9 protein-coding genes are annotated in these 10897 nt (G+C 46.1%); 1 reads left to right on the top strand and 8 read right to left on the bottom strand.

The window, feature by feature from the left end:
• Positions 1-595 (bottom strand): IS4 family transposase (locus tag KFE26_RS22630; RefSeq protein WP_212601788.1); only part of this gene is annotated, 595 nt, incomplete at its 3' end.
• A 495-nt stretch (positions 596-1090) separates the two neighbouring features.
• Between KFE26_RS22630 and KFE26_RS22635 the strand changes: the two genes are divergently transcribed.
• Positions 1091-1831 (top strand): toll/interleukin-1 receptor domain-containing protein, encoded by a 741-nt coding sequence (locus KFE26_RS22635; RefSeq protein WP_198572300.1) that lies wholly within the window; start codon positions 1091-1093, stop codon positions 1829-1831.
• Positions 1832-2133: 302 nt separating this feature from the next.
• On the opposite strand, the gene KFE26_RS22640 is transcribed toward KFE26_RS22635, so the two are convergent.
• From KFE26_RS22640 to hisA, 7 genes are all read right to left on the bottom strand, one after another.
• Positions 2134-2469: a YdbL family protein gene (locus tag KFE26_RS22640; RefSeq protein WP_212601789.1), complete on the bottom strand. Its 336-nt coding sequence runs from the start codon at positions 2467-2469 to the stop codon at positions 2134-2136.
• Between the two features lie 24 nt (positions 2470-2493).
• Positions 2494-2712, bottom strand: a complete 219-nt coding sequence (locus KFE26_RS22645) for a YnbE family lipoprotein (protein WP_028759774.1) — start codon at positions 2710-2712, stop codon at positions 2494-2496.
• Between the two features lie 13 nt (positions 2713-2725).
• A complete protein-coding gene (locus tag KFE26_RS22650; RefSeq protein ID WP_212601790.1) occupies positions 2726-6163 on the bottom strand; it encodes a YdbH domain-containing protein in 3438 nt (1145 codons plus the stop codon).
• A 348-nt stretch (positions 6164-6511) separates the two neighbouring features.
• Positions 6512-7699 carry an aromatic amino acid transport family protein gene (locus KFE26_RS22655; RefSeq protein WP_212601791.1) on the bottom strand — a complete coding sequence of 396 codons (1188 nt, stop codon included), beginning with the start codon at positions 7697-7699 and terminating at the stop codon, positions 6512-6514.
• Positions 7700-8492: 793 nt separating this feature from the next.
• Complete coding sequence (hisIE, locus tag KFE26_RS22660; RefSeq protein WP_212601792.1) at positions 8493-9149, bottom strand: bifunctional phosphoribosyl-AMP cyclohydrolase/phosphoribosyl-ATP diphosphatase HisIE; 657 nt, start codon at positions 9147-9149, stop codon at positions 8493-8495.
• 145 nt (positions 9150-9294) lie between these two features.
• The gene (gene hisF / locus KFE26_RS22665; RefSeq protein WP_006081894.1) at positions 9295-10068 is read right to left on the bottom strand and encodes an imidazole glycerol phosphate synthase subunit HisF; all 774 of its coding nucleotides are present in this window, start codon (positions 10066-10068) and stop codon (positions 9295-9297) included.
• Complete coding sequence (gene hisA / locus KFE26_RS22670) at positions 10050-10787, bottom strand: 1-(5-phosphoribosyl)-5-[(5-phosphoribosylamino)methylideneamino]imidazole-4-carboxamide isomerase (protein WP_212601793.1); 738 nt, start codon at positions 10785-10787, stop codon at positions 10050-10052. Before hisA ends, hisF begins: the two co-directional genes overlap by 19 nt.
• Positions 10788-10897 lie beyond the last annotated feature (110 nt).

Consider the following 10897-nt stretch of genomic DNA (forward strand, 5'->3'; position numbering starts at 1 on the left):
ATTGGCGACCGAAAGGATGCGGCCGATAGACACTCAATCCTCTAACGCGACCCAGCCAATACCAACCGAGCTGCTCGACTTTTCGAAACCATGGATTACGAAAGCCCGCGTCAGTGACTATCAGCGGGGTGATGTTGTCAGGTAATACTTTTCTGAGTTCATTAAGAAACTGATTATGGGCGGTTTGAGTGCCTTGCAGCACTAACGGAAATGTTCGTTCGTAGAGCGTGATAGAGCGACCTTTGATAGCGATAGAGGCGCGTAGCGCAATAAGCTCACGACCTTCACGCATATCTGACCAATCCACCAATATTGTCGGCATCGTATGTGCTGTTAGCAACCACTTTGCATGCCACTGATAAACAGCCATTCTTTCATGGTGAAGATGCGGGTTGCCCAACAATCTATCCATGCGTTTTATTGAGTGCTTAGTATGAGTGCTGGTGCCATCAATGTGCCGCCCTAAATGCGTTAGGGTGAGGCAATCCGCGTTGATAAGTGCTCGGCAAGCAACCATGAGGGTATTGAGTCGCTTTTGATGGATTTCTGGACAATGTTGATAGAGAGATTGATGTAAGATAGTTAACACTTGCACCTTGAAGCCCTGTGATTGATGTTTGTTCGCACTTCCATCAGATCACACTTCAAGGTGCAAGTTCACTCCAATCTAATGATTTATATGTAAATCATCAGGGGATTCTTCAGTGCTCGACCGCCCCGTCCATGGGCGGACGGTCGTCTCGCCAATCACCATGGCGTACCTTTCAGCATTTGCGTAGTCTGTAGATTCAAAAGATTAGAGATTACATTTCACTTTAATTTTATTAGATTTTTCGGTAGAGCGCTAAAATCAAAAAAGAGTTGTGGATATCTGGTCTTTTGTCTTTTTAATAACTTATTTTTGACCGCTTGAGGTAATAGATTTTGAAAACGCGCATGCGCGTTTTTTCTGATGGCATATCTAAAAAAAGCTGGTAAGTTCCTTTTATTACAGGTAGTTAACCATGCGCATTTTTACTGGTTTAATGAGGTAAACGCGCATGCCCACTATACAAAGGTTATGCAATAGCTAGAGAAATAAAGGAACATTATGTCGACTCCTAAGGTGTTTATATCGTACTCACATGACTCGCAGGAGCATAAAAAGTGGGTTCTAGATTTGGCTACTAGGCTAAGAAATAGCGGCGTAGATGCAATAATTGATCAGTGGGAGTTGCGCCCAGGTGATGATCTTCCGCATTTCATGGAAACGCATCTAGCTAACTCAGATTATGTGGCCATGGTCTGCACTGATAAATATGTAGATAAAGCCAATGCGGGAACTGGTGGGGTAGGCTATGAGAAAATGATAATTACTGCCGACCTCCTTTCTCATATCGATTCAAACAAAGTTGTTCCAGTAATACGGCAATTCGGCACACACAATGTGCCTACATTTCTAAAAACAAAACTGTTCGTCAATTTTTCAAAAGATGGTGATTACGAATTCAGTTTTGATGAGTTAGTTAGAACATTTCATGATGCGCCTCTCTTTGAAAAACCAGAAATCGGCAACAACCCATTTACACCAGTGAGTGAAACACCACCTGAAAAGACAGGTGACCCAATAAGGGAGATAATGAAATACATCGTCGCTGATTTTGAAAATGGCAAAAATTATACGTTCTACAAAAATTTAGTCCAAGTCGTCGATATGTCGCGCATTATGCTTGATATCATCATTGGCGATGCTGTCCGAAAAGGATACATCGCTTTGGATAGAGACGGTGATATCCATTTGCAATCAGAAGGTAAAAAGTACGCTATACAACATAAACTGGTAAATGCATAACAAGGCCATCAACTTCTCACCTTCGAATTTAATGAGACGAATTTAATAAGACACCCATTATTAAATTTGGTTACCCAGTATACGCCGGGTTGATGAGATTAAGCAGAGTCATTGAAGTGACCGTCCGTGACAGGGATGTCATGGTCGAGCCTATAGAGATACTTCTTACTAGGTAACAGGACGGCGTGTCACTGGAATGAGTGTGCTTAATCAAACTCCATCAACAAAAACGCCTGCTACTGCAGGCGTTTTGTTTATATTTATTCGTTTTGCTTTTACGCGCTAGAGCCTTAGAAAGCGGACTACTTTTTAATCCATTTGCCTTTGGCATCTTGCACATAGTTGCCTTTATCTGTGGCGGCTATGGCTTTTTCGCCGGCGAGCTTAGCGACGTCGGCAGGGGAGAGTTTGTTCTTCTTGGCGATGGTTTCGTAGTGGGCGCGGCGTTTGTTATTTACGTCGTCCATCACGGCTTTGGCTTCGGGATTGGCTTGCACTAATCCTAAGTAGCCGTTGGCTTGTTCGCCTAAATAGCCCTGTAATTTAGCTTCTTGAAGTGACATGGCAAAGGCGCTTAGGCTTAATAAGCTGAGGGTTAATAGCAATAATAACTTTGTTTTTAGTCGGATTGATTTCATGGTGATTCCTCAATTCTTATTTAATTAGAACAGCTTATCGTCTGATAGGAGTTGGTCTAATTCCTTATCTACTTTGATCCGTATCTCATGTTCAATTTTCACATTGAGATTGATAACGATAGGTTTATCTGGCGGTTCTATTTTGACTGTGGGCGTACAGCCCTGCAATGAGGCTAGGGCTACCAATGCGATAAGTGCGCTTCGGGTACCTATGCTAATTTGCTGTAATTGAATTATCTTCACTGAGGTTTCCTTGTTACTTCACTGATTTTTCGATTCTGTCCTGCAAGTCATTACCAATTTGCAGACTTCTAAATAATTGCAGCATGTTCTCTTCGTGGGAGTAATTCAAGTGGATAGGGCGTTCAATCCCTTCACCGCGGCCTTTTACTTCGACGAGTAGTTTAGCATCACCGGCTTGGTCCATATCAAAGCTGCTTGATAATTGGCTGTATTGTAAGTGTTCTAACGTCGAAAAGACAAAGTCTAGATACGGTTGGGATTGGCGCATCTGCTCAACGGCGGGGTTGCCTGAGATAGCGATAAGTCCGCCGGGGGCGCGCGCGGCTAATTGCCCGCCAGTGATCGACACTTTGCCGTTGATTAAATCGACGGGCAACACGCCATCGAATATGCCGTCGGCATAGATGCCAATTTGTGGTTGAATGCGCAGGACCTCTTCCAGACTCATGGCCTGCAGCAGCAGATAGGCATGGGATTTATCCTGCAATTTAAGATTAAATTCTGGCAGCAGAAACTGGCCGCTGAGCACTTTGCCTTTGGCGGTTATGGAAACATCGGTATCACTTAAGCCTGTGAGTTGTTGTATCCAATTGTCGGGCAATTTCTCGGCATCTTTGCCAAGGGCGATATCGGCTTCCACTTCGATATCGGTCAGTGGAAAGCCAGGATCAAATAAGTTAAAGGTCATCAGCGTCTGCGGGCAATTGAGCTTACTGAGGCTGCTAAAATAGCCTTTATCCTGCGGCTTGTTATGAGACTCTTTTTTATAAGATTGCCCCCAAGTGAACTCACATTGCGCTTGCAGTTTTCCCCCCTCAAAAATGATGTCTTTATAAAAGCCTTCAAGTTCTGTCATCGATTGAGTTATTTGCATGGCAAATTGGGTCTGATCGCGCTGTTGGGTTAAATTAAACTGCGCCTGTAATTGGTTATTACCTGTGACATTAAGCTCAGATGGTAAGGGTTGGGTTTGATTGAGCAAGGCCAGCGCCTCGGTCATGCTAGTGTTGACTACCCATTGGCCTGTTAACACTAAGGGATTGTTCGCGGTGGCAAGATTCAGCTTGTGTTGGCTTTGCAGTTCAACTGTGCCCACTTGCCAGTGCTCATCACCAAAGAGCGTATTATTTTTCCAATCTAAGCTTTGTGCCAGCGTTAACTTGTCCAGCTTGAGTACGGTTTCTTTGCGGCTGCGGCCTTTACTGCTGAGCTGTTTTTCGATATTTAGCTGACTGGCTTGCCATGCGAGTTGATTACGCCAAGTGGTAGCGAGTAGTGAATCGAACAGCGCTTCGATATCGGGTTTAAGCTCAAATGACATGGCTTTTTGTAATGCAATCGAGAAACTGCCCGCATTCATATCGGTTTTCGTTATGATGCTAGTGCTAGCATTTTTATCCGCATTAGCCTCAGTGACTACATCATCTGTCACTAAAGTCTGTTTGGTCTGCGAAAAATACAGTTGCTCCAGTGCTAAGGTTAAAGGTGGTATGGCAAGGGTTAACCTGTTTGCGGTATCAGATGTGGGCACTGAGCTTTGCGCTAGACTGACTTTCTGAATGCTAGCGTTTTGAATACCAGAACTCTGAGTATGAGTGCTTTTCTGCGAGCTTATGTTCAGCGGCGCGAGGGCATTTATCGCGATACTACCAAGGCTAAACTCTGCATGTTTAGCCGCATTTTTATTTTGCATGCTAATACGCTTAAGCTCACCCACGGCGAACTGTAGCGTGTTGCCAGTATTTTGTTTTGTTGATTGAGTCAGTTCAGTCGATTTGGTAGCGGCAGTGATAAATTGCCAATCGGTTGAACTTGGCGTCTGAACTAAGTTAAATGTGCCTGCTGTCGTTAACTGACTATTATTCCAGCTAAAATCCTGCGGCGGATTTGTCCACAATTCAGATAATTGCATTGAGCTTGTTTGCTTCGTACTAAGGCGCCAATCTGTTTTGAAGGACAGTGCTTCGGTTGATTTTGTGATTTCAACATTGGCCAAATCGACTTGGGTATCTAGCTTACTGCCTAAGGTTTTAAGCTTCACTTGAGGAAGTTTAATCGAAAGGGGATTAGCCAAGTGCACATCTTGCGGAATTTGAGTCAGCGGGTAATGCAGGGCTTCAGGTAATGTCAGTGCGATCCCTACTGGTACATCTGTACTTTTGAGCCCCGATAGCAGCTTAGCGATTTGACTCGCTAGCGGATCAGGCACTTGCTCAGCTATCGGTTGAGATACTGGTTCAGATACTGACTGAGATGAAGGTTTAGCTAGTGATGCATCGAGCAGCTGCATCAATCGTCGTTGCTGCTCTGTATTTGGACTCAGCGCTAAGCTAAAGGGCTCTAGTTTTAGGTCAAGTTCAGCTAAATGTCCGGCAATTTTAAATGCTAACTCAGACTTAGGTGCAAGCTCGGGTTTAGGCGCAAGTTGCAGCGCAGCCAGTTGATTAAAGGTCAGCTTTGGCTCGATTAATTGATGCTCACTGATAAGCTCGCCTGAGGTTAATGTAATACTGCTGTTAGACACTAATTGACCTTGTAGATCAATCGCCAACGATTGCCACTCTTTATCAAGCTCAGTTAACGGACTCAGCACACTGTCTTGCGCTTGCCTCAGGCTGATTTGATGCAAGCTCGCAAGCAGCGGCGCGAGCTGGATTTGACTCATGAGTTGCCATTTGTTGGTTTCGAGTGTTGCTTTCAGTGTGGCGATGCTTTCGCCTGCGTGACTAAACTCGCTGTTGATTTCCCCCGCGCCGTTGAGGCTCAACTTGTCCATCACCAAACGATAGGCGGATAAATCATTTTGGGTGTTGAGATGCTGGGCTTTGAGAATAAGACTGGTTTTTCCAATATCGATGAGTGGTAATGATTTGATATCTAAGGCCAATGCGGGGCCTTGTTCATCGATGGCATTCCGATTGGGTAAAAACAGTGATTGCCCTAACTCGACCTCAATATCACCTGTGGATATTTGGGTGATTTTTTGAGTGAGGTAAGAAGCTTGGCTGAACTGTTTAAGTTCGGCAAAACTCTGCGGCCAGTCAAGTTTTAGCTGAATATTCAAATCATTAAGCCTGATATGGCTATCATGTACCCTCAGATTGGCAGAGGTAATTCGCCAATGTTCTAACTGACTTTTCCCTAATTCAATGTCAATCAGTTCGCTGTCCATACCTGTGATGGCAAAATTTGCCGCCCGTATGATGAGTTGTTCAGCCTGGGTATTTACAATCCAAACGGTTAACGCCACGCCCGCCAAGATGCCCGTTAAGCTGGTCGCCAATAAGGTTTTTTTTAGGGGGAATTTACGGCGATTTTGCGCAGCAACATGAGTATCCGTTCCAAAACCTAAAGCACCACTGCGAGGGCCAGCAGATATCTGCGTTGCCTCGTGCTGAAGTGCCTTGCTATCAGAGGCATTGCCACGGCTTGGCTTGTTGTGGATTGGCATTGGGTTTGATATTTATCCTTTATTGACTGAGCCCTGATCAAACTCGTGCCTTAGAAGTGCACAAATACACGAATGTGTATATTTCATCGGCACTTTTACTTCGGAGCGGCTACTTCGGAGCGTTTGATTCGGGGCTGTTGCTCCGGAGTTATCGCATCGGAGCTCTTATATCGCGCACGAGCACTTGAGGCAGTTTAACACTCAAGGGCTTAGCTGACTAATGTGAAAGGATCATTGAATAGACAAGAGCCTGATGTCAATAGTTGAGGTTTTACAGGCTCTTGTACTTAATCTGTTATTCGGGCTAGCTAACTTTTAGTTCACTCACTCTTGGTGAGTGAATTGCGGCTAGCTAAATATCTGGGCGGCGATCACCACAATTCCGCAAAGTGTGGCGAGCATTAAGGCTAACTTGCCGCCCGCAACGCGGTAACCCGTCGGCATATTGGCAGCGTCTCGCATCTGGCGTTGTGTCCACACCATGGCCACAGGTAAAAAGATGGCGAGGATTACCAGCGCAATCGCCGCGTAACCTAGGGCGGTGATAAAACCTTGAGGGTAGAAGAGGGCAAAACCTAAGGGCGGTAAAAAGGTGATAGCCGCGGTTAAGCTTCGACCTGTTGCATTATCTTCTTGCCTTAAGCTTGAGGCCATAAAATCGAACAAACCTAAACTCACCCCTAAAAACGAGGTCGCAAGGGCGAGATCGGCAAATAGACTAATAGCGCTACTTAAGTATTCACTGTGCAGTACGCTCGCCAGTTGATTGATAAAGCTTGATAAACTCTGGTTTTCGAGCAATTGACTTTGGTTCAATACGCCTTGACTGCCCAGTTGCCACAAAAGGTAAATAACTAATGGCAAAGCCGAGCCAAACAACATGATCCTTCGCAGGGCTTTGACTTCAACGCCTAAGTAGCGCACCACTGAGGGAATCGAACCGTGGAAACCAAAGGAGGTAAAAATTACCGGGATAGCCGTGATAATCAGCCCTTGGTTGAGCGGGAGTTCGAGCAAATGTGGGCTTTCAACCTGCGGCAGTAATAAGGCCAACATAAGCAATAATGCCAACAACTTAAGGGCAAACAAACCGCGATTGATGAGATCCACACAGTGGGTTCCCATGCCCACAATGGCGCCAACCAGCAGGGTGAATAGGATTGCACCCGCCTGCGGTGGCAAATTTAACCCTAGCCAAGTGCTCAGTTTTTGGTTCACTTGCTCGCCGCCGCCAGCAATGTAGGCGGCGCAGAGGGCATACAGTAAAAACATCAAGGCGCTATTGGCGATCAACTGGCCCTTACGACCCAATAAGCGCTGTGCTAAGTGATTAAGACTGGCATCGCTGGGGGCGAATTGGTGGATCTCCACCATTAGCAGTGCCGTGTAGGCCATCAGCACCCATAGGATGAGCATAATGGCGGATGACGTGCCAAAACCGAGTCCCGCCGAAGCGATAGGTAAAGCCAGCATACCCGCGCCGATTGTGGTGCCGGCGATAAGCAGTAAACTGCCGAAAATTTTATTCTGTGTCATAACATGATCTCAAAAGCGTGTCGCAAGAAAAAGAGATAAAAACTTGATCCTAAAGCAACTGTCTTAAAGGATTTTGATGCGATTCAATGATGAAATGATTCAAGCACAAAATGATTTAAGCAAATGAGACAGTGGCACTCAGCGGATCCGAAAGGATATGGCCACAATGGAACGTCAGGCGAGGTGCCTTTATACCCAAACAACCTGAAGATGCAGGATTCAGCGGGAGTTTAACGCACTTTAGGCAAGGCGGTTATTTGCAGACCTAGCGGGCTAAGTTAAAAATAACCAACACCGCATAAAGTGCGTTAAAACCCGCCGGGACGGAGCGTCTAGGGTACTCCACTCCCGTGTTGCATCAATTCAAAAGGTGGTCGACATTCTGTCATTGATGCGCCTTGAATTGAAGCCCCCTAGGCGCTCTGAAACTCGTATCTTCAGGTAGCTTGGGTATATCCATTGCGGCTACAGATAGGGAGTATAAAATGCTGTGAAACACATAAAACTTGCCTTAGCGTGTGTTGAGTAAAAACGGATAAGTGTTTTGATGCTTTGCCTTAATAACCTAACGGCAACGGAGGTTACCATAGGGAACTGAACTGTACTTGTCAACCATTACAACAGTATTTTGATTATTTTTTGTCACAGGATTAAGGTGCAAGATATTCATTGATCACATTGCGGCAATGGCACTTGAGGGAATCGCGCGATAAAAAATGCCGCCGACTTGATTTAAGCGGGCGGCATTTTTAGCGGTAAAATCGATAGTAAGACATCAGGAACAGTAAGCAGATTATGCTTTGCTCTCTAGCGCCTTTTCATGTCTTGCCAGCAAATTTGCTATGATGTCACTGAGGCTTAAGTTTTGATCTTCAAGCAATACCAGCAAGTGATAGATAAGATCTGAGGCTTCGTTAACTAGCTCTTCTTTATCGTGGGTCGCAGCGGCAAGGGCGGTTTCAAGACCTTCTTCCCCGACCTTTTGGGCGATACGTTTCGTGCCGCGCGCAAACAAAGACGCCGTGTAGCTGGAATCGGCACTTTGCCCTTTACGCGAGGTGATTAAGCTGGCGAGGTTGTTCAAAAATGGGTGCGCATTGTCATCTAACCAGCAACTTTCGGTGCCTTTGTGGCAGGTTGGGCCGTTGGGGATCACTTGAACTAACAGGCTGTCGTTATCGCAGTCTTTATCGATAGCCACCAACCTTAGCGTATTGCCTGAGGTTTCACCCTTAGTCCACAAACGCTGTTTTGAGCGGCTGAAAAAGGTCACATCACCTGTGCTTAAGGTTTTTTCCAGCGCGGCCTTATCCATGTAACCGAGCATTAATACCTTGCCCGATAAGTGATTTTGGATAACGGCAGGAATGAGCCCATCCTGTTTGTTCCAATCCAGCTCATTAACTTGAACAGGGCTAAAATCCGACTTAGTGTTTGTTTGCGTTGACATAGTATTCACTCTTAATCTGTTTGTAGAACCTAGAACCTAGAACCTAGAACCTAGAACCTAGAACCTAGAACCTAGAACCTAGAACCTAGAACCTAGAACCTAGAACCTAGAACCTAGAACCTAGAACCTAGAACCTAGAACCGCTCTAGCGTCTAATCGCGATCCCTTCGGCCGCTAAATAGGCTTTTAATTCACCTATGTTGATAATCGCCTTGTGGAATACGCTCGCTGCCAGCGCCGCATCGACCTTAGCTTCAATAAATACATCGCGAAAATGCGCCATAGTCCCAGCACCGCCAGAGGCAATTAATGGCACGTCGCAGATGGCACGAACAAGACTTAACTGCTTGATATCATAGCCGCCGCGCACGCCGTCTTGGTTCATCACATTTAGCACGATTTCACCACAACCTCGTTTCTGTACTTCTTCAACCCAGTCTTGGGTGAACCACTGCGTATCCTTAGTTGCCGCTTCATCGCCGGTAAATTGCTTTACCTTATAGCTGTTGCTGGTGGCATCGAAAAAGGAGTCGATACCAATCACGATACATTGGCGGCCGAACTCGTCCTGCAGGCGCGAGATCAGACTCGGATCAGTTAAGGCGGGCGAGTTAATCGAAATCTTATCCGCCCCAAAGGCTAATAATTCTCGGGCTTGGCTAATGGTTTTAATGCCACCGGCCACGCAAAAGGGAATATCAATCTGCTCCGCCACGCGGCTCACCCACGATTTATCGACCACACGTTCGTGGGCGCTGGCGGTAATGTCATAAAACACTAGCTCATCGGCGCCTTCTTCGGCATAACGCGCGGCTAAGGGGACGATATCGCCGACAATTTCGTGGTTACGAAACTGCACGCCTTTCACTACTTTACCGTCTTTCACATCTAAACAGGGGACTAATCGTTTGGCCAGCATTGGATTGCCTCCGCCACGTTAAACTGATTGATAAGCAAGGCTTTACCGATAATGATGCCCGCAGCGCCGCTGTCTCGCACGGCGCTCACATCATCAAGGGTCGCAATACCGCCAGAGGCTTGCCAAGCGATGTCGGGATAGCTAGCTGCAATTTCTTGATAAAGCGCGGTATTGGCGCCCGTTAAGGTGCCATCACGGCTAATGTCAGTCACCAGCGCGTGCTTTAAGCCGACCGCGCTAAAGGTTTCTACAAGGGATTCTAAACTCTTACCACCGCCACTTTGCCAACCGGATACGGCGACCATTTTCTCGCCGCTCTGGTTGATATTGACATCGAGTGCGAGGCAAATCGCTTCGCTGCCGTACTTGATAAACCATTGTTTAACTAACTCAGGTTCTTTCACCGCCAGTGAGCCAATTACCACGCGTTTTACACCGATAGCTAATAATTCAGTGACTTGTTCTTCAGTACGAATACCGCCGCCCACTTGAATATTGGCGTTTAGTCCTGCCACTAATTCACAGATAAGGCGAGTTTGGCGTTTAGCGGGATCTTTCGCACCTGTTAAATCAACGATATGCAACCAGTTAGCGCCTTGTGCCTCGTAGGATTGCAGCTGCGCCAAAGGACTTAAATCAAAGGTGGTCTGCTGGTCGTAATCGCCCTGATAGAGGCGGACGACATTGCCATCAATTAAATCAATCGCAGGAATAATCATAAGCTCATATCCTTGATTGATTTGTTTATAAGGTGTCATTTATACACATCTGACGTTGTCGACTAATCGAGTAGGTGCGTCGTCTAGCCATTTGGTGGCGAGTAATGAGG

This window comes from Shewanella sp. M16, from assembly GCF_018224605.1.
GTDB classification, from domain to species: domain Bacteria; phylum Pseudomonadota; class Gammaproteobacteria; order Enterobacterales; family Shewanellaceae; genus Shewanella; species Shewanella oncorhynchi.